The following is a 19948-nucleotide window of genomic DNA, read 5'->3' as shown; positions in this document are numbered from 1 at the left end:
AGGTAGAGCCGAGCCCATGCTCGGCTGCTCTTCCGGACGACCGCGCTGCGCGCCGAAGCCGAGCATGGCTCGGCTCTACAGGGATGCCGCGACGGATTATTTCTCCCTTCGCCAGTTCAGCGAGCCGCGGTTTTCCACCGTGCTCGACTCCACTTCCACGTCGAAGCCGCGGCGCAGCAGGTACTTCAGGGTCAGCACCGAACCGGCGCCGACCATCGACACGCCGTAGCCGACGTACAGCTTGGGCGAGATGTACTTGCCGAAGCCAATCACCGAACCGCCCAGCGCGCGCGACTGGCTGACGCCGGCATCGTCCAGGCCCAGCTTGGCGCCCAGCTGCGAGGCCAGCAGGCCGCTGCCGGCCGACAACGCCGCCGAGGCCGCGGTGACCTGCTGGGTCTGGTCGGTGCTGGCGTTGGTCAGGCTGCGGCCCAGCACCAGGTAGGCCAGTGCCTCGGACTGCGACATCGCCGGGTCGGACCACACGTCCGCACGCGGCTGCTGCGCGCGGCCGGTCACGTCGATGCCGGCGGTGACATCACCGATGCGGCGCTCAGCGCGGATGTTGATGCGCGGATCGGAGACGGCGTTGTAGTTCCAGTTGAGATTGCCGCGGGTGATGGTCAGGTCCTGGCCATAGGCCTTGTAGCGGCCGCTCACCTCAAGCCCGCCGTTGGCGGTCATCTCGCGGCCGGGCTTGGCCCAGACCTGCATCTTGCCGGTCAGCCCGCCCTTCAGGCCGAAGCCGGTCATCTTCACCTTGTCGCCCAGGCTCACGGTCAGGTCCATGTCCAGCGGCGAGGTGCGCGATTCTTCCGGGTCGGCCGGATCCAGCACCACCACGTCCTCGGACACCGAGGTGCCGCGGTCCAGGCGCTCCAGGTCGATGTCGGCCTCGGGCACATTGACCGTACCGCGCAGCTCCATCGCCGCCTTGGCCAGGGTGAAGTCGAGATCGGGGTTGGCGACGATGCGCAGTTCGCTGGTGTTGGACACCAGCACGTTCTCGCCGTGGATCTTCAGTTGCAGCGGCTGCGCATCGCCGAACCAGGACAGGCCACCATCGACGTACAGCGTACCCTTGCCCGAGTTGGCCTGCGCGGTGATCCTGGCCGAGCCATCGGGCTGGGCGACGAAGCTGCCCTTGCCCTGGTCGAAGGTCAGGCCCAGCGCCGGGAATTCGCCCTTGAAGTTGGTCAGCTGCGCGTCACCGCCCAGCGAGGGCTGGCCGCGCGTGCCACGCAGGCTCACGTGGCCTTCGATCAGGCCGGTGGGGCGCACGATGTCCGGCGAGAACAGTTCCAGCCAGTACAGCCGCGACATGTTGAGATAGAGCTCGCCGTTCAACGGCGCGCTGGCTTCCCAGCCAGTCTGCATCTTCGCATCGACGAAGCCGTTGCCCTGGAAACCCATGCCCAGGTAGCCCTTGATGCTGGCCGGGGTCATGTCCAGCTTCAGCGAGAACTGGTCGTAGCGCACCAGCTCACCGCGGGTGGTATCGCCCACCGTGTTGCGGTTCTCGCCCAGGCGCACGCCGCCTTCCTTCGAGCGCACTTCCACGTGGCCTTCCCAGGCATTGGCACGCGGACGGATCTGCGCGTCCAGGCTGACATCGCCGCGCAGGTAGATGCGGCGGCCGGACTGCGGCGGCAGCCACGGCTGCACCAGCGACAGCGGCAGCGCATCACTGCGCACCACCACGCCCTCGCGCGGCCAGTTGGCCTGCGCGCACAGTGCGCCGCTGCCGGTGGTGGCCAGGCAGGCTTCGGACAGCGTGTAGGTGCTGCCGTTGATGGCGAAGGTCGCCGGTGCACGCAGTGACCACGGATCGCCCTTCATCGGCGCGATGCGCAGCGCGGACAGTTCACCGCGCCACTGCGTGCCCTGCTGGCGCACGCTGCCCTGCAGGTCGATCGCGCCCATCTCGTTGCGCGTCTGTGCGGCCAGGCGCAGGTTGGACACGCTGCCCTGCGCATCCACGTTCAGGCGCTCCAGCAGCATGCCGGCGTTGACCTGCTGGCCCTGCACCGCCAGCGTGCCGCTGTCGCCGCGCCACGGTAGGTGGCCCTTGATGCTCAGGCTTTCGGCGCCGTAACCATCCCAGTTGAGGTTGTTGCCGACCAGGTCGGCGGTGATGTCCGGCGCATCGCGCGGGCCCTTCACCTGCACTTGGCCGCGCAGGCCGCCATCGGCGCCGGGCAGCAGGTCGCTCAGCTGCAGCGGCTCGAAGCGTGCATCGATGTCCAGGCGGTCACCCACCTTGCCCGACGCGGTCACCCGGCTGCTGCCGAGAGCCAGCTTGAGCTCGCCCTCACCCTGCTCACCCTGCAGGGCGAACTTGCCTCGCGCATCAACGTTGCGCTGGCGCAGCGTGCCCTTCAGCGAGGGCAGGTCCACCGTCGCCTGCAGCGTACCGGCGGTGCCGGCCGGCGCATTGGCCGGCGGCGGCAGCTGCTGGCCCTTGGAGGCCAGGTTGCCCGACAGGCGGCCATTCCAGCCCGGCACGAAATAGCCCGGATCGAAGTCCTTCAGCGTGGCCTTGGCATCCCAGTCCAGCTGCGGCGACCAGGCCACCTGGCCTTCCACCTGCAGCTGGCCACCCGGGGTCTGCGCCTGCAGCTGGTGGATCTGCGCGGCCTTGTCGTTGCCGCGCACATCGAAGCGCAGCTGCGCCTTCTGTTGCTCGCGCTGCACGTCGGCGCGGCCGATCGCGGCCCAGGCCTGCAGCGTCCCGGCCAGGCCGAAGCGTGCTTCCTTCAGGGTCACCGGCACCGGTGCGCTGCCGGCGGTGTTCGGGTCCGGTGCTGGCACCCAGGTCAGGTTCTGCGCGATCACCGAGAAATTGAGTTTCTGCTGGTCTTCCTGGCTGAAATCGGCGATGCCTTCCAGGCGGGCTTCGCCGCCAAGGCCTTTCACCACCAGCGGCGAGACCTTCAGCACCTGATCCTGCAACGAGACCACCGACGGTGCCAGTTCCAGCTCCTGCTCGCCCTGCTTCACCCGGCCATGCAGGTTGGCGTTGCCGCCCTTGCCCGAGGCGGTGAAATCCAGTGCCAGCGGCGCGATGCCCGAGCTAGCCAGCGCCGGCGACAACAGCGCCAGGTCCAGTTCCTCGCTGCGGGCCGTGGCATTCCAGGTCGGGTCGGTGCGGCCGTCGAACACCAGCATCGCCTTCAGCGGCTGCGGTGCACGGCCGGCCACGGCCACTTCCATGTGCGCCAGGTCGCCACGCGCGACCAGGCCCAGCGTAGCGGCGGTGCGCCCGCGCGGTGCCGGCAGCACGGCGGTCACGGTCACATCGGTGTCGTAATCCTCAGCCGGGATGTAGCGGCCCTGGGCGGTGAAATCACCCATGTCGCTGTCCACAACCAGCTGGCGGGCCTGGAACTCGCCATTGGCGATCTCGATGCCGCCGCGTACGCGGGCGATGTCGATCAGCGGTTCGTTGCCCTGGCTGATGCGGAACCCATCGATGGCGATGACATCGGCCTGGATCGCCAGTGGCATCTCGATCTGCGGCAGCGAATCAGGCCACGACGGCAGCTTGAACGGCTCGTCGCTCTTGGCCAGGTTGAGCGTGGCGTTGGTCAGTTCCAGCTTGTCCAGCAGCAGTTTGCGGCCCAGCAGCGGGCGCAGGTCCGGTTCCAGGTGCGCGCGCTCGGCGTGGAAATGGATGTCGTCGTAGCGGAAATCGACGTTGTAGAGGGTCAACGGGCCGGCCACCGGGCCGTCCGCCTTGTCCCAGGTGAAGCTGGCGCCCACCGGCAGCCGCGCCACCACCTGCGCCAGCAGCACATCACGGCCGGCCACGGTCTGCAACAACCAGTACACGGCCAGCAGCGCCAGCAGCGCCAGGCCGATGACGCCCACGCACGACCATGCCCAGAAACGGCGGCGGCGGTAGAAGCGCACGCGCGGCGGCGGCGGGGTGCGGGTATCCGGGGTCTGCGCGCTCACAGGTCCGCTCCGATGTTCAGGTACAGCTGGAACTGCGAATCCGGGTTGTTCAGGCCGTGCGCGATGTCCACGCGCACCGGGCCCACCGGCGATTTCCAGCGCACGCCGAAGCCCACGCCGGTGTGCAGGTCGATGGTGTTGTCGAACGCGCTGCCGGTGTCGACGAACACCGCCGCCCCCCACGGGCCGCCCTTGAAGTAATGCTCGTACTCGGCCGAACCGACCACCAGGTTCTTCGCACCCAGCGCGTACTTGTCCGGCGCCGGCGTACGCGGGCCCACCTCACGGAAGGCATAGCCGCGGATGCTGCGGTCACCACCGGCGAAGTAGCGCAGGCTCGGCGGCATTGCCACCAGGTCGCTGGTCCAGGTGGTGCCCCCTTCACCGCGCAGGATCAGGCGGTCGCTCTGCCCCACCGGGATGTACCAGCGCAGCACGGCGTTGGCCTGCACGAAGCTGGTATCCGAACCGGCGCCCTCGATGCCGCCGCGCAGGGTGGCGGTGCCGCTGATGCCGCTGCGCGGGAACAGCGGATCGTCGACGTTGACGTAGTCGGCCACCAGCTGCGGGTAGACCAGGGTCGAGGTGTTGTAGACCGCGTTGGTGAACTCGGTGCCCGAGGCATAGCGCCAGCGCTCGCGCAGGGCGTTCATGGAGGCGATGGCGGTCCAGTTCTCGTTGATCTGCCCGCTGCGGCTGGCGATCAGCTTGAAGTTGCGCAGGTCGATGTAATCGGTCTGCTCATCGTAGGCACTGGCGGTGAAGCCGTACCAGCCGTCCAGCCACTTGAACGCCGGCACGCGGTAGGTGCTGGTCAGGCTCTTGCGCTTCTGCGCATAGTCCAGCTGGGTGTTCATCTTGTGGCCGCGGCTGTTCACGTAGCGCCGCTCGATGCCGCCGCGCACACCCGCGCCGCTCTCGCTGCCGTAGCTCAGGCCCGAGGTGTAGATGGTGCGCTTGGCCCGGGTCAGCTTCACGTCCACCGGCACTTCGCCGTTCTCGTCGGCCTGGTCCGGCCGCGGCTGGATGTCGATCAGGCTGAAGTAGTCGAGCTTGGTCAGCGATTCACGCAGGCGGTCCAGCTTGCCTTCGTGGAAGTAGCTGCCCTGTTCCCAGTACACCAGCGGGTCGAACAGCTTGTCGACGAAGTAATCCTGCTCGAAGGTCACCGGGCCCATGTTGTAGCGGCGGCCGCTGTCCCAGGTCAGGTCGATGTCGGCAGCGTTCTCGGCGCGGGTGACCTGCACCTGGCGCTGGGTGTAGTCGGCATCGAAGTAACCACGCTCGGCCAGGCGCCGGGTGATGGTGATCTTGCTGGCTTCGTACTGGGTGTGTTCGAAGCGCTGGCCCTTGCGCGGCTTGAACGCGGCCAGGTCATCCTGGAGGTACTGGTCGTACATGGCAGGGCCGGTGATGTCGATGTGCTCGCGGCGCACGCGCACCGGCTCGCCCTTCTCCACCCGGATATGCACCTGCACGCGCTCGTCCTGCCGGGGCGCTTCCACGGTGATCACCGGGTTGTAGTAACCGAACGGTTCGAGCGCCTCGCGGGTCTGCCGCTCGGCCTGCGAGAGCAGGTATTCCAGCCGCGACTCGCCCTGTTCCTTGCCGATGGTGTCGTACAGCGTCAGCGATTCCTGGATGTTCTCGATGATCGCGGCGTCGTCGCCCTTGTCCAACCCCTTGATGTCCACCTTGTCGATGGTGCCGCGCGCATGCGCCACGGACGTGGTGGCCAGGGTCAGAACCATCAGCGGGAGGGCGTATTTCTTTGGCTGCATGCGGCACAGCATACCGACCGCGCGTGACGATGCGAAATGCAGCACGCGAATCGGGATCGGTTGTTAAGTGGCAGTCAAAATGCGCAGCTTTGTGCGCGTCATCTGCACGACATCGGTAGCGCCGGGCCATGCCCGGCGAGCGCGCAGCGCGGCGGCGAAATGCCGCCGGGCATGGCCCGGCGCTACCGACCCATCAGCTCGAAAGATGCTCGATCGCCGCGACCTTGCCCAGGCGCCCGCCCAGCAGCGTCAGCAAGGCCAGGCGGTTACCACGCAGGGCCGGGTCTTCGGCGTTCACCATCACGCCATCGAAGAACGCATCGACCTGCGGGCGCAGGCGGGCCAGGCGCGCCAGCACGGCCACGTAGTCCTTCTGGTGCAGGCTGGCGCCGGTGTCGTCGATGGCCGCGGTAACCGCTTCGGCCAGCGCGCGTTCGGCGTCTTCCTGTAGCAGAGATGCATCGATCTGGCCCGGGATGTCGCCCTCGGCCTTGCGCAGGATGTTGCGGATGCGCTTGTTGGCCGCTGCCAGCGCCTCGGCTTCCGGCAGCGCGGCAAACGTACCGATTGCGTCAAGGCGACGGTCGAAGTCATACAGCGAAGCCGGCTTCAGCTCGGCCACCGCGTTGAAGTGCGTGGCCGGCACGCCCTTGTCGCTGTAGTAGCCCTTCAGGCGGTCGAGGATGAAGTCGTACAGCTCACCCACGTGGGCCTGCACGTTGCGCGCGGCCAGGCCGGCATTGGCGCTGGCCAGCAACGCGCGCAGGTCCAGCGCGAAACCGCTTTCGATGATGGTGCGGGCCAGGCCCAGCGCGTTGCGGCGCAGGGCGAACGGGTCCTTGTTGCCGGTCGGCTTCAGGCCTGCGGCGAAACCGCCGGCCAGGGTGTCCACGCGCTCGGCGATCGCCAGCACCTTGCCCAGCGCCGACAGCGCGATGTCATCGCCACCGAAGCGCGGCTGGTAGGCCTCGTCGATGGCCAGCGCCACCTCCGGCGATTGCCCACCGGCCACGGCGTAGTGGCGGCCGGCGATGCCCTGCAGTTCCGGGAATTCATTGACCATGCGCGACTGCAGGTCGTTCTTGGCCAGCTGTGCGGCACGCTTGGCCAGCACCGGGTCGGCACCGACCTGCGGCGCGATCACTTCGGCCAGCGCCGACACGCGCGCCACCTTGTCGGCCACGCTGCCCAGCTTGGCCTGGTAGGTCACCGTCTTCAGGCCGTCGCCCATCGATTCCAGGCCCTGCTTCAGGTCTTCGTCGAAGAAGAACTTGGCATCAGCGAAACGCGGGCGGATCACGCGCTCGTAGCCCTTGGCCACTTCGGCCACGTCCTTCGATTCGATGTTGGCGATGCCGATGAACTTTTCGGTCAGCTTGCCGCTGTCATCCAGCACCGGGAAGAACTTCTGGTTGATCTCCATCGTCTCGATCAGCGCTTCCTGCGGCACGGCCAGGAACGCACGCTCGAAGCTGCACAGCACCGCCGCCGGCCACTCGACCAGGTTCACCACCTGCTCCAGGTTGTCTTCGGTGATGCGGGCGCTGCCACCGGCCTGGCCAGCAGCGGCCTCGACCTCGGCAACGATGCGCTCGCGGCGCTCGGCCGGATCGACCAGCACCTTGGCCGCGCGCAGCGATTCGACGTAATCCTGCGGCTGGCTCAGCCACACGGTCTTGTCATGGTGGAAGCGGTGGCCGCGGCTCATGCGGTCGGCCTTCAGGCCGAACAGCTCGGCCTCGACCACGTCGGCACCGTGCAGCAGCACCAGCCAGTGCGCCGGGCGGGCGAAGCCCCAGTCGTGGTCGCCCCAGCGCATCGGCTTGGGGATCGGCATCGCGGCGATGGCCTCGCGCAGGATCTCCGGCAGCAGCGCGGCGGTGCGCGCACCCGGGCTCACCGCACGGTGCACGAAGCGCTCCCCCTTGTTGTCGCTGTTCTTCTCCAGCGCGGTCCAGTCGATCCCGGCCTTGGCGGCGAAGCCCTGCAGGGCCTTGGTCGGCTGGCCTTCGGCATCCAGCGCGATGTTCAGGTACGGGCCCAGCACTTCACTGCGCTGCTCGGGCTGTTCCAGGCCGACGCCGGGCAGCAGCACGGCGAGGCGGCGCGGGGTCGACAGCGGGCGTGCATCGCCCAGTTCCAGTTCGACGCCACGCTTGCGCAGGCCGTCGACAACGCCATCGAAGAAGGCCTGGGCCAGGCCCGGCAGCGCCTTTACCGGCAGTTCTTCGGTGCCCAGTTCGATCAGCAGGGGGGACAGTTGGCTCATCGTTTCAATCCTGTGGTGGGGGCGCAGCGCGCAACGCGGCCGGCGCCCGGAAGTAGTGGAAAGCGCGGGGCCCTCAGGCCTTCTTCGCGCCCGGGAAGCCCAGCTTCTCGCGCTGCTCGTAGTAGGCCTTGGCCACCGCCTGGGCCAGCGCGCGCACGCGCAGGATGTAGCGCTGGCGTTCGGTCACACTGATCGCGCGGCGCGCATCGAGCAGGTTGAAGGTATGGCTGGCCTTCATCACCTGTTCGTAGGCCGGCAGCGGCAGGTTCACTTCCACCAGCTTCTGCGCCTCGCGCTCGCACGCATCGAAGCGGTGGAACATCTCTTCCACGTCGGCGTATTCGAAGTTGTAGGTGCTCTGCTCCACTTCGTTCTGGTGGTAGACGTCGCCGTAGGTCACCGGCTGGCCGTCCGGGCCATAGGTCCAGACCAGGTCGTAGACGTTGTCGCAGTTCTGCAGGTACATGCACAGGCGCTCGAGACCGTAGGTGATCTCGCCCAGCACCGGGCGGCACTCCAGGCCACCGGCCTGCTGGAAGTAGGTGAACTGGGTCACCTCCATGCCGTTGAGCCAGACTTCCCAGCCCAGGCCCCAGGCGCCCAGGGTCGGCGATTCCCAGTTGTCCTCGACGAAGCGCAGGTCGTGCACCAGCGGGTCGATGCCCAGCGCCTTCAGCGAATCCAGGTACAGCTGCTGGATGTTGTCCGGCGCCGGCTTCATCGCCACCTGGTACTGGTAGTAGCGCTGCAGGCGGTTCGGGTTCTCGCCGTAACGGCCGTCGGTCGGGCGGCGCGACGGCTGCACGTAGGCAGCGTTCCAGCCTTCCGGGCCGATCGCACGCAGGAAGGTGGCCGGGTGGAACGTACCGGCGCCCACCTCCAGGTCGAGCGGCTGGATGAGCACGCAGCCCTGCTGGGCCCAGAACTGGTTCAGGGTCTGGATCAGGCCCTGGAAGGTGATCGGAACGGTCGGGTTCGCGGACATGCGGACGATTCTTGGCCGGCAGAGGGGTGCGCTAGTATAACGGCCGACCTGCGGGGCATTCCGTACCCGGGAGGAGCAGGCAGATGGAACACCGGCTGCCGGCAGGCACGCCCGGGGCACCGCCGCCGTTGCCACCAGGGCGCCTGCAGTTCGAGCAGGTGGCCGCTGCCGCACTGGCCGATGGCCTCATCGCCGAACGTGACCGCGACCGCGTGCGCTTTTCCGCACAGGGCGCGCGCAACGCCAGCGAAGTGCATCCGCTGGTGCTGCTGTCCAACCTCAAGCTGGCCGCCAGCGAGGGCGGCGAGCTCAGCCTGGAACGCCTGACAGAATGGCTGGCCCGGCGCACCGGCTGCCGCTACCTGCGCATCGACCCGACCCGCGTCGACGTCGCCTCGGTCACCGCCGTGGCCTCGCACGCCTATGCCCGCCGCCACCGTTTCCTGCCGCTGGCGGTTGACGCCGAGCGCGTGCTGGTGGCCACCAGCGAGCCGCTGGCCCAGGAATGGCGCCGCGACCTGCAGCACCTGACCCGGCGCCAGATCGAGCTGGCGATGGTCAACCCGCTGGACCTGCACCGCTACACCATGGAGTTCTTCGGGGTCACCCGCTCGGTGCGCGGGGCCCGCGGCGACGTGCGCGGCGAAGCCAACACCACCCTGCCCAGCTTCGAGCAGCTGGTCGAGCTCGGCCGCGCCGGTGACGTCAACGCCGACGATCAGCACATCGTCCACATCGTCGACTGGCTGCTGCAGTACGCCTATGAACAGCGCGCCTCGGACATCCACCTGGAGCCGCGCCGCGAGATGGGGCGCATGCGCTTCCGCATCGATGGCGTCCTGCACAAGGTGTTCGAGGTGCCGCCGGCGGTGATGACTGCCGTGGTCAGCCGCATCAAGGTGCTCGGCCGCATGGACCTGGCCGAGCGCCGGCGCCCGCAGGATGGCCGCATCAAGACCCGTTCGCCGGGCGGCCGCGAGGTCGAGATGCGCCTGTCGACCATGCCCACCGCCTTCGGCGAGAAGTGCGTGATGCGCATATTCGACCCGGATGCCGCCTTCAAGAGCATCGACCAGCTCGGTTTCAGCCCGCAGGAGGCCGCCGGCTGGAATGCGCTTGTCGAGCGCCCGCACGGCATCGTGCTGGTCACCGGCCCGACCGGTTCGGGCAAGACCACCACCCTGTATTCCACCCTGAAGCGGCTGGCCACCCCGGACGTGAACGTGTGCACGGTGGAGGACCCGATCGAGATGATCTCGCCGGAGTTCAACCAGATGCAGGTGCAGGCCAACATCGACCTGGACTTCGCCAGCGGCGTGCGCACCCTGCTGCGACAGGACCCGGACATCATCATGATCGGTGAGATCCGCGACCTGGAGACCGCGCAGATGGCGGTGCAGGCCTCGCTGACCGGCCACCTTGTGCTGTCCACCCTGCACACCAACGACGCGGCCTCGGCCATCACCCGCCTGCTCGACATCGGCGTGCCGCACTACCTGCTGGCCAGCACCATCAACGGCATCCTCGCCCAGCGCCTGGTGCGCACCCTGTGCCCGCACTGCAAGCAGCCGCACACCCTCGGCGCGTCCGATTGGGCGGTGCTGGCTGATAGCCATGCTGCATATCCAGATGCCGCCACGCCCTGTCGGCCGGTAGGCTGCCTGGAGTGCCGGCGCACCGGTTTCCTCGGCCGCATCGGCCTGTATGAGTTGCTGCCATTGGGTTCGCGGCTGCGCAGGCTGATCCGCGCGGACATGGATCTGGCCGCTTTCGGACGTGCGGCACAGGCTGAAGGACTGCGAACCCTGCGCCAGGCGGGGCTTGAAAAGGTGGCGCAGGGACTGACTACAATCGAGGAAGTCCTGTCAGTCCTGCCGCCTCCGGATGAATCCAGCACCGTTCCTGATCCTTGAAACCGGCCGCCCGGTGCCGTCGCTGCGGCGCTACGGCCGTTTTCCGCACTGGATCCGCGTCGCTGCCGGGCTGGAAGAACACGAAACGGTGGTGGTCGACGTCGAGCACGGCGGACGCCTGCCCGACGCCCGCGGCTTCGCCGGCGTACTGGTGACCGGCTCGGCCGCCTACGTCACCGACCACGCCGAATGGAGCGAGCGCAGCGCGGCTTGGCTGCGCCAGGTCGCCCACGATGGCCTGCCGGTGTTCGGCATCTGCTACGGCCACCAGCTGCTGGCGCACGCGCTCGGCGGTGAAGTTGCCTACAACCCGGCCGGGCGCGAGTCGGGCACGATCGAACTGGCCCTGGACCCGGCCGCCGCCGAGGATCCGCTGTTCGGCGGCCTGCCCAGCCACTTCCCGGCCCACGCCACCCATATGCAGACCGTGCTGCGTGCGCCGGAGGGGGCCGCGGTGCTGGCACGCTCGCCGCTGGATGGCTGCCATGCCTTCCGCTGGGGCCGCCAGGCCTGGGGCGTGCAGTTCCACCCCGAGTTCGCCACCCACCACATGCGCGGCTACATCCGTGCCCGTGCCGACTGCATCGGCCGCCACGGCGGCTGCGCGCGCAGCATCGAGCGCGCGGTCAGCGCCGCGCCCCTGGCCCGCCAGCTGTTGCGGCGCTTCGTCCGTCAGGCCCGCCAGTCTTCAGCCCAGCCGGTCGCAAAACAGGGATAATCGGCGGCACGGGCACACGCCCGGCCCCCTTCTGTCCCTTCCCGGATGTCCATGAAAGAGATTCGCAAGCTGCCGGCTTCGGCGGGCGCCCAGTGGTTGCTGGATACGTTCTCGCTGTACCGGCGTGCGCCGCTGCAGCTGGCCCGGATCGGCCTCACCTGGCTGGTGGTGAGCTGGGTGGTCACCCTTCTGTCGACCCTGATCCCGGGTGCCGCGGGCTTGGCCGTGCAGTTGATGACCCTGGCCATTTCGCCGGTGATGTTCGGCGGCATGCTGTACGCGATGGGCGAGATCGACGAGGGCCGTCCCGGCCTGGCCTCGCACCTGCTGCAGCCGATCCGCGACCACCGCGTCAGCCACCTGCTGGTGCCGCTGGCCATCCAGGTGCTGGCGGTGCTGCTGCTGGGCGTGCTGCTGTTCCTGATGATCGGCCGCGAAGGCTTTGCCGCCTTCAGCGAGGTCATGACCAAGATGGAGCAGATCAGCCGCAGCGGCCAGCAGATCAGCCCGGATGATGCGGCGAACCTGGTGGCCAACCTGCCGGCCAAGCGCATCGCGCTGTGGCTGCTGCTGGTGTTCGTCACTGCCGTGGGCCTGTCGCTGGCGATGTTCACCCAGCCGGCGCTGGTGGTGTTCGACAAGCAGAGCGGCATGCACGCGCTGCGCCTGAGCCTGCAGGGCTGCGTCGAGAACATCGTGGCGATGATCGTATTCGCGGTACTGGGCCTGATCGCGGCGTTCTGCGGTTACATCCTGTTCGTCATCGTCATCCAGATCGCGATGCTGATCGGCGGCCCGCTGGCGGCGGCCTTCATCGCCCAGCTGGTGCTGACCACGGTGGTGATGCCGCTGTACGTCGGCGCGGTCTATGCCGCCTGGAAGCAGATGTTCGTACACCGCGGCAACCGCGCCGCACCGCCGGTGCCGGCCCCCCCGCCGCAGAACGACGTCTTCCACGCCTGACCTTGGTAGATCCACGCCATGCGTGGATGAAACGGATCAATGAACAACGCCGGGCCATGCCCGGCGTTCCCGTATCAGGCAGCGGGCTTCTTCACCGCTGCAGACGGCACCAGCCAGCGTGCGGCATGGATGCCCAGCTCGTAGAGCAGGCACATCGGGATCGCCAGCATCAGCTGCGAGACCACGTCCGGCGGGGTCAGCACGGCAGCAAGAACGAAGATGCCGACCACCGCATAGCCGCGGCCTTCCTTGAACTGCTGCGGCGTCACCCAGCCCAGCAGCACCAGAATCACCATCGCCACCGGCAGCTCGAAGCTGCCGCCGAAGGCGAAGAAGATCGCCAGCACGAAATCCAGATAGGCGTTCGCATCCGGGGTGATCGCGATCACTTCCGGGCTGAAGGTGGTGAGGAAGTGGAACACCGCCGGCAGCACCAGGAAGTAGGCGAACGCGCAGCCGGTGTAGAACAACAGCACCGACGACACCAGCAGCGGCACCGCCAGGCGCTTCTCTCGCGCGTACAGGCCGGGGGCGACGAACGCCCACAGCTGGTACAGCAGCCACGGCACGGCCACGAACAGGGCCACGAAGCAGGTCAGCTTCAGCGGCGCGAAGAACGCACCAGCCGGGTTGGTGGCGATCATGGTCTGCCCGTTCGGCAGCTGCGACACCAGCGGTTCGGCCAGCGCGTTGTAGAGCTTCTGGGTGAACGGCAGCAGGCCCAGCAGCACCACGCCGAAACCGAGCAGCCCGCGGATCAGCCGCGTGCGCAGCTCGACCAGATGCTCGACCAGCGAGCTTTCACCGAAATCATGGTCGCTCATGGCTGGCGCTCCGGCGGAGTGGGCGCATCGGCGACGGGGTTGTCAGCAGGCGCGGTAGCGGCCGGCTGCACAGGGGCATCTGTAACTGGAACGACATCCTGCGGCGCCGGGGGAGCCGGGGGAGCCGGGGCATCATCGGCCAGATGCGGCGGCGTCTGCGCCGGGGCCGGCGCGCGCACTTCCTGGGCCAGGTCACCGCCGTGCTGTTGCGCCTGCGCTGCCTCGCGCCGCATCGCCTCGCCGCTGGCACGCAGCTGGCTCTCGGTGTCCCGCATGCTCTGCCGCACGTCCTGCATCTGCCGCTTGATCTCCTCGGCCTGCAGTTCGCGCTCCAGCTCCTGCTTCACCGAGTCCCACTGGTTGCGGGCGCGACGCACCCACAGGCCGGCGAAGCGGGCGGCCTTGGGCAGGCGCTCGGGACCGAGCACCACCAAAGCGACCACCGCGATCACCAGCAGTTCGCTGAAACCAATGTCAAACACCGCAACCGCTCCGGATCAACGCGCGTTGCGGTCGTGCTCGTCCTGCGCCGTGCGCGAGGCGTCCTGGCTGCGCGACTCGTCGCCCAGCTGCGCCGACGGCTTGTCGTCGTCGCGCATGCCCTTCTTGAATTCCTTGACCGCCGAGCCGAGGTCCTTGGCACCACTGGTCAGCCGCTTGGTGCCGAACACCAACAGAACCACGGCCAGGACAATCAACCAATGCCAGATGCTCAAACTGCCCATAAAGACACTCGTTACGTTGTGATCAGGCTGTCGAGCATAGCGCACCGGCTGTAAGCCGGCGCGCGTGACGAAAGTCAGTTGCCGCCCAGCGTCTCGGTACGGATCTCACCGTCGCCGACCGGCTGGAAACCCTGCTGTGCCGGCGGCGGGGTCTGCGGCATGTTCTGCAGCGGCGCGGTAGTCGCTTCGGCCGGGGCCGGCGGCGGTGCCTGAACAGGCGCCTGGGCCGGCGGCGGCGGCGGCGCGCTGGCAGTGCCACCGTTGCCGGTGCGGTTGTTGCGGGCGGCGTAGGTGGCTTCTTCCAGGCGGTCACGGAAGGCGACCACGTCCATCGACGGCGAGCCTGCGGCGCGACCTTCGAAGATCATCCGCGGCGTGGTGTTGCTGCCGTAGGCGTCGAGGTTGGCGGCATCGTCGATCTGCAGCACGGCACCATCCAGAGCGACGCCGGCGAACAGGCCGCGGGCACGCGACCACGACCAGATTTCCGCCTTCAGCTGGCCATCGGTGGCGGCGGCGGCATTGCGCCCCACCGGACCGGCGGCCACGCCAGCATCGGCGCCCAGGGTGAACTTGCCGTTGACCAGGTTGTCGAGGCTGCGGTCGTTGCGGAACACCAGCACCACGTCGGAGGACTGCACGCCGGCCTGGAAGCCGATACTGCCGCCGGTGAGCTTGATGAACACCGGGTTGGACCAGGCGCCATTGGGCATGCGTACCGACATCAGACCGTGGCCACGGCGACCGCCGATGACCAGACCGGCCTTGATCGTGTCGGGAATGACGATGACGGCGCGGCCTTCGTCGAGCAGCTTGTCCGGAATGCCCTGTTCGGGAATTTCCTGGATTTCAGCCAGCACACGCACCGCGTTGCGGGCGCGCTGGTCTTCCTGCGGTCCGGCCATGGCCTGGCTGGACAGCAGGCTGGCGGCGATCAGCAGGGCTTGGATCGGGCGACGCATGGCGGGCTCCAGAAGTCAGTCCATAGGAAGATATAGCAAGTGACTGAAATTAGTGGCGTTGTGATGAATATCCAATGAGCGTGACGCATGCGGGTAAGCGCCCTGCATCGACACGATCCAAACCCTGCACCCCGGCGCGGCATCGGATCGGCGACAATAGCCCTCATGCTCGACGCACCCGATACCGCCGTGCTGGCGGTCAACCTAGGCACGCCCGAGACGCCGACGGCTCCCGCCGTCCGTCGTTACCTGGCTGAATTCCTCTCCGACCCCCGCGTGGTCTCGATTCCGGCGCTGCTCTGGCAGCCGCTGCTGCGTGGGCTCATCCTGCCGCTGCGCAGTGGCCGTTCAGCCGCGAAGTACGCCCTGGTGTGGCTGCCGGAAGGCTCGCCGCTGATGGTGCATACCCGCCGCCTGGCCGAGGCCATGCAGGCCCTGCTGCCCAGCCTGCGGGTGCGCCATGCCATGCGCTACGGCGCGCCGGCGCTCACCGCCGAGCTCGACCGCCTGGCCGCCGAGGGCGTGCGCCGCATCGTCGTGCTGCCGCTGTACCCGCAGTATTCGACCACCACCACCGCCTCGATCGAGGACCGCGTGGATGACTGGCAGCGCCGCCATCCCGGCATCACCATCAGCCTGGTGCAGGATTACTCGGTCGACCCGGACTGGGTCGCTGCGGTGGCCGGCTCCATCCAGCGCTATTGGCAGCAGCACGGCCGCGGCCAGAAGCTGGTGTTTTCCTTCCACGGCATTCCGCAGCGCCTGGCCGATGCCGGCGATCCGTACCCGCAGCGCTGCGAAGCCAGTGCGCAGGCCATCGCCAAGGCACTGGGCCTGGCTGCCGATGAGTGGCAGCTGGGCTACCAGTCGCGCTTCGGCCGCGAACGCTGGCTGCAGCCCTACGCCGAACCGAGCCTGTGGGCGCTGGCCGAAGCGGGCGTGAAGCAGATCGACGTGGTCTGCCCGGGCTTTGCCACCGACTGCTTGGAAACGCTGGAAGAAGTGGCGATGGGCTTCACCGAAACCCTGGCCGAGCGCGGCGCGCAGATGCGCTACATCCCGTGCCTCAACGCCGAACCCGAACACGCCCGTGCTTTGGCACGCCTCGCCGTTGCATCACTGGCATGAGCCTGCAACCGTTCGCGATGGACGTGGCCGGTGCGCGCGTGGCGGGCCTGCGCGGCGGCCCTGCCGGTGGCACCCGCGTGCTGGCCCTGCATGGCTGGCTGGACAACGCCGCCAGCTTCATACCGCTGGCGCCGCACCTTGCCGAGGTGGAACTGGTGGCCATCGACCTGCCCGGCCACGGCCACAGCGCCCACCTGCCGGCCGGCGCGGTCTACACCACCCCGGCAGCGATCACCCACGTACTCGATGTGGCTGACGCGCTGGGCTGGGACCGCTTCACTCTGATGGGCCATTCGATGGGCGCTGGCATCGCCAGCCTCACCGCCGCGGTCAGTGATCGCGTCGAGCGGTTGATCGCCATCGAGGCGCTGGGCGGCCTGCGCGGGCCGGAAGAAGAAACCGCCGATCGCCTGCGCGAGCATGTGACCGCCACCCGCGCCCTGGCCCGCAAGCAGCTGCGCGTGTTCCCCGAACTGGCCGCGCCCATCCGCGCGCGGATGATGACCAACCAGCTCAGCGAAGACTGCGCCCGCCTGCTGGTCGAGCGCGGCGTCGAGCCGGTGGAGGGCGGCTACCGCTGGTGCAGCGATCCGCGCCTGATGCTGCCCACCGCCATCCGCCTCAGCGAGGGGCAGATCGACAATCTGCTGCAGGCCATCGCCTGCCCCACCCAGGTGATCTACGCCACGCCGGCACAGGCCTACTATCCCGAGCCGGGGCGCAGCCAGCGCCTGCAGCACCTGCGCGACGGCCGCCTGGCCGTGTTCCCGGGCAACCATCATCTGCACATGGAACAGCCGGCGCAGATCGGCGAGGTCATCAACGGCTTCCTTGCCGTTTGACCAGCGTGCTTCAACGCAACCGAGTCTGAGCGGAAACCTTCACGCGCACTTCACTCCAGGCGCGCGCGGCCGATAGAACAGTTGCGGGCGCCTGCGCCCGCGGTACGCGGGCCCGGTCGGGCCTGCGGCTGTTCGTGGTCCTGCAAGGAAGCCCGCATGCCTGTCTGTCCGCACCACCGCCCACAGGACGTGGCCCCGGTGCCTGCCTGCTCCACCTTCCCTTTTCGCAATCCTTGCCCTGCCACCGTCCCGCCGTCGCGCGTGCGGGTTTGCGGGGCCGTTGCCGTCCGTTGATCCAGGAGTCGCCGATGTCCATTGCATCCCCCCGCCCGCCCGACCAGGGCCGCCTTCCCTATCTGCAACAGCTCGCACGGCGCGGTGACCGCCGCCTGCTGCTGGGCAGCGCCGTCATGGCCCTGCTTGGGCTGGGCCTTGCCGCAGGCAGCCAGGGCGGACTGGTCGCCGCGCTGGCGGCATCCGCGGTGCTGCCTGCCGCGTGGCTGGGTGGCCCGCAGGCCGGCACGCCGCTGGCCCGCAATGGCCTTGCGGTGCTCGTCGCCATCCAGCTCTGCCTGCTCTGCCACCTGGGTGGCCTCGGACCGGCGTTGCCGATCGCCGTGCTGCTGGGGGTCCTGCTGGGTCATCGCGACCGCCTGCCACTGTGCCTGGCCGGCGCGGTCGGGGTGATCGCCCTGCTGCTGCCGCTTGTGCAGGGCGCCGCGGTACTGCCGGCCGTATTGCACGCGGCGGCGCTGGCCGCGCTTGCGGTCGTGCTCGGACCGACCGCCGCACGCCTGCGCCAGCAGAGCGAGGCGCTGGGCCACTGCCCACAGCGGCTGGCCGCCCTTGCCCGCGACATCGCCACCGGCGCCGACCTGTCCGCGCACGGCAACGTGCGGGATTACGCCGTGGGCTCATTGGCCCACGCCCTGGCCGACACCGCCCGCCACGTGCAGGCGCAGCGCGAACGCCAGGCGCAGGGTCATGCCGACAACGCACAGATCCGCCAGGCGCTGGATGTTTCGTGTACGGCAATGATGATCGCCGACAACGACCACGTGATCCGCTACGTAAACCATTCGGTGGTGGCCCTGCTGCGCAACCAGCAGGCCAACCTGCGCCAGGCCTTCCCCGATTTCGATGCCGAACTGCTGGTCGGCAGCAGCATCCATCGCTTCCACGCCAACCCCGACCGCATCCGCGCCATCCTCAACACACTGCAGGTCACCCATAACGGCAAGATCCAGATCGGCCCGGTGCACTTCGCCCAGGTGGTCACGCCGGTGTTCGACGCGCAGGGCATGCGCCTGGGGTTTGCCGTGGAGTGGCATGACCGCACCCATGAGCTGACGCTGGAGAATTCGGTGGCCGGCATCGTGGCGGCGGCGTCGGCCGGCGATCTCGACCAGCGCCTGCAGGCCGGTGAGGGCGCCAGCTTCCTGGACGGCCTGACCGCAGGCATCAACCAGTTGCTGGCCACGGTGGGTGGCACGGTCGGTGAGGTACGACAGATGCTGGCCGCACTGGCCCGCGGTGAACTGGACCGACGCATGGAAGGCGAGTACCACGGTGCGTTTGCCGCCATCCAGCGCGACGCCAACGCCACGGCGACCCAGCTGGCGCGCATGGTCGGCCGCATCCAGCGCAGCGCCGGCGCGATCCGTGGCGCCGCCAGCGAGATCGCCTCCGGCAACGAGGCCTTGTCCGAGCGCAGTGAGCGCCAGGCCGCACACCTGCAGGAGACGGCCGCGTCGATGGAGGAACTGACTGCCACCGTGCGGCAGAATGCCAGCCATGCGCGCCAAGCCAGCGACCTGGCCAGCACCACCCAGGGCGCGGCCAACGAAGGCAACCTCGCCATGCAGCGGGTGGTCACCACCATGCAGGCCATCGAAGCCGCCTCGCGTCGCATCGGCGACATCACCGGCGTCATCGACGGCATTGCGTTCCAGACCAACATCCTGGCCCTGAACGCCGCGGTGGAGGCCGCCCGCGCTGGCGAGCAGGGACGTGGCTTCGCCGTGGTTGCCAGCGAGGTCCGCGTGTTGGCCCAGCGTTCGGCGGCGGCCGCGCAGGAGATCAAGACGCTCATCGACGAAGCCGGCCGCGAGGTGGGCGAAGGCGCGCAGCTGGTGGCCGACGCCGGCCAGCGCATGCAGGGCATTGTCGGCGGCGTGCAGAGCGTGAGCGCGTTGATGCGGGAGATCTCGGCTGCCTCACAGGAGCAGACCAGCGGCATCGAACAGATCAACCAGACGGTGGTGCAGATGGACCAGGCGACGCAGCAGAACGCGGCCCTGGTGGAAGAAGCCACTGCCGCCGCACGCGAACTGCAGGTGCAGGCGGGCACGCTGAGTAAAGCGGTTGCGGTGTTCCGGCAGCAGGAAACGCGGGAGATGGCGCCGGCCTGAGGCCACGCGCCCGGCTCCTGCTGTGTGCCTTGGGTGGGTGCCAACCGCGGTTGGCACCTTGCCTGTGCCGGCCAGCGGCCGGCACTACCGGTGTTCCGTGGATCTAATTGGGGCCGCCCCATCCACGAGCACCCGTGCTCTCGTAGATGCCAACCTTGGTTGGCACCGCTGTTCTCGTAGATGCCAACCTTGGTTGGCACCGCTGTTCCTGCAGGCGCCTGTGCCGCGCTTTTGCCGGCCAGCGGCCGGCATTACCGGTGCTGCTCCATGCAGTTTGCCGGTACGGCACATCCACGCAGCATGATTATCCACGCGCAAAGAAAAAACCCCGCTGCGCAAGCAGCGGGGTTTTTGGGTATAAACCCTGGCGATGACCTACTCTCGCATGGCTTGAGCCACACTACCATCGGCGCAGCTGCGTTTCACTTCCGAGTTCGGGATGGGATCGGGTGGTTCCACAGCGCTAATTT

The 19948-nt window shown here is 68.4% G+C and carries 14 protein-coding genes and 1 rRNA gene; 6 read left to right on the top strand and 9 right to left on the bottom strand.

Going from position 1 to position 19948, the window contains the following annotated elements; all coding sequences use genetic code 11:
• Positions 1-96 precede the first annotated feature (96 nt).
• The 4 genes from FJU31_RS04565 to glyQ form a co-directional block, all read right to left on the bottom strand.
• Positions 97-3957 carry a translocation/assembly module TamB domain-containing protein gene (locus FJU31_RS04565; protein WP_150453680.1) on the bottom strand — a complete coding sequence of 1287 codons (3861 nt, stop codon included), beginning with the start codon at positions 3955-3957 and terminating at the stop codon, positions 97-99.
• Positions 3954-5750: an autotransporter assembly complex protein TamA gene (locus tag FJU31_RS04560; RefSeq protein ID WP_150453845.1), complete on the bottom strand. Its 1797-nt coding sequence runs from the start codon at positions 5748-5750 to the stop codon at positions 3954-3956. The genes FJU31_RS04565 and FJU31_RS04560 overlap by 4 nt, the downstream gene beginning before the upstream one ends.
• A gap of 181 nt (positions 5751-5931) precedes the next feature.
• Positions 5932-8007, bottom strand: coding sequence for a glycine--tRNA ligase subunit beta (gene glyS / locus FJU31_RS04555; protein WP_150453679.1), 2076 nt, complete (start codon positions 8005-8007; stop codon positions 5932-5934).
• A 73-nt stretch (positions 8008-8080) separates the two neighbouring features.
• Positions 8081-8992 carry a glycine--tRNA ligase subunit alpha gene (gene glyQ, locus FJU31_RS04550; RefSeq protein ID WP_150453678.1) on the bottom strand — a complete coding sequence of 304 codons (912 nt, stop codon included), beginning with the start codon at positions 8990-8992 and terminating at the stop codon, positions 8081-8083.
• Between the two features lie 83 nt (positions 8993-9075).
• Here glyQ and FJU31_RS04545 point away from each other — a divergent pair, with 83 nt between their 5' ends.
• From FJU31_RS04545 to FJU31_RS04535, 3 genes are read left to right on the top strand one after another with little or no spacing between them, the layout of a single operon-like run.
• Positions 9076-10905: a GspE/PulE family protein gene (locus FJU31_RS04545; protein WP_116863075.1), complete on the top strand. Its 1830-nt coding sequence runs from the start codon at positions 9076-9078 to the stop codon at positions 10903-10905.
• A complete protein-coding gene (locus tag FJU31_RS04540) occupies positions 10877-11623 on the top strand; it encodes a glutamine amidotransferase (protein ID WP_150453677.1) in 747 nt (248 codons plus the stop codon). The genes FJU31_RS04545 and FJU31_RS04540 overlap by 29 nt, the downstream gene beginning before the upstream one ends.
• A gap of 51 nt (positions 11624-11674) precedes the next feature.
• Positions 11675-12586, top strand: coding sequence for a BPSS1780 family membrane protein (locus tag FJU31_RS04535; RefSeq protein ID WP_150453676.1), 912 nt, complete (start codon positions 11675-11677; stop codon positions 12584-12586).
• Between the two features lie 74 nt (positions 12587-12660).
• Here the strand turns inward: FJU31_RS04535 and tatC are convergent, their stop codons facing one another.
• The 4 genes from tatC to FJU31_RS04515 all read right to left on the bottom strand — a co-directional run bounded on the left by tatC (position 12661) and on the right by FJU31_RS04515 (position 15097).
• A complete protein-coding gene (gene tatC, locus FJU31_RS04530) occupies positions 12661-13410 on the bottom strand; it encodes a twin-arginine translocase subunit TatC (RefSeq protein ID WP_150453675.1) in 750 nt (249 codons plus the stop codon).
• On the bottom strand, positions 13407-13892 hold the full coding sequence (gene tatB / locus FJU31_RS04525) for a Sec-independent protein translocase protein TatB (RefSeq protein ID WP_150453674.1): 486 nt from the start codon (positions 13890-13892) through the stop codon (positions 13407-13409). Before tatB ends, tatC begins: the two co-directional genes overlap by 4 nt.
• A gap of 15 nt (positions 13893-13907) precedes the next feature.
• Positions 13908-14135 carry a Sec-independent protein translocase subunit TatA gene (gene tatA, locus FJU31_RS04520; RefSeq protein WP_108770514.1) on the bottom strand — a complete coding sequence of 76 codons (228 nt, stop codon included), beginning with the start codon at positions 14133-14135 and terminating at the stop codon, positions 13908-13910.
• Positions 14136-14209: 74 nt separating this feature from the next.
• Complete coding sequence (locus tag FJU31_RS04515) at positions 14210-15097, bottom strand: lipid-binding SYLF domain-containing protein (RefSeq protein ID WP_150453673.1); 888 nt, start codon at positions 15095-15097, stop codon at positions 14210-14212.
• A 165-nt stretch (positions 15098-15262) separates the two neighbouring features.
• On the opposite strand from FJU31_RS04515, the gene hemH reads away from it, so the two are divergent.
• From hemH to FJU31_RS04500, 3 genes are all read left to right on the top strand, one after another.
• Positions 15263-16225, top strand: a complete 963-nt coding sequence (hemH, locus tag FJU31_RS04510) for a ferrochelatase (protein ID WP_150453672.1) — start codon at positions 15263-15265, stop codon at positions 16223-16225.
• Positions 16222-17067: an alpha/beta fold hydrolase gene (locus tag FJU31_RS04505; RefSeq protein WP_150453671.1), complete on the top strand. Its 846-nt coding sequence runs from the start codon at positions 16222-16224 to the stop codon at positions 17065-17067. Before hemH ends, FJU31_RS04505 begins: the two co-directional genes overlap by 4 nt.
• 308 nt (positions 17068-17375) lie before the next feature.
• Positions 17376-19478 (top strand): methyl-accepting chemotaxis protein, encoded by a 2103-nt coding sequence (locus FJU31_RS04500; RefSeq protein WP_150453670.1) that lies wholly within the window; start codon positions 17376-17378, stop codon positions 19476-19478.
• Positions 19479-19840: 362 nt separating this feature from the next.
• Here FJU31_RS04500 and rrf read toward each other — a convergent pair.
• Positions 19841-19948: ribosomal RNA gene (gene rrf, locus FJU31_RS04495) — 5S ribosomal RNA — on the bottom strand; the annotation flags it as partial.

It is taken from the genome of Stenotrophomonas cyclobalanopsidis, from assembly GCF_008710035.1.
Lineage (GTDB): Bacteria > Pseudomonadota > Gammaproteobacteria > Xanthomonadales > Xanthomonadaceae > Stenotrophomonas > Stenotrophomonas cyclobalanopsidis.
The sequence above is the reverse complement of the archived record's forward strand: the minus strand, read 5'-3'. Positions and strand labels throughout refer to the sequence as shown.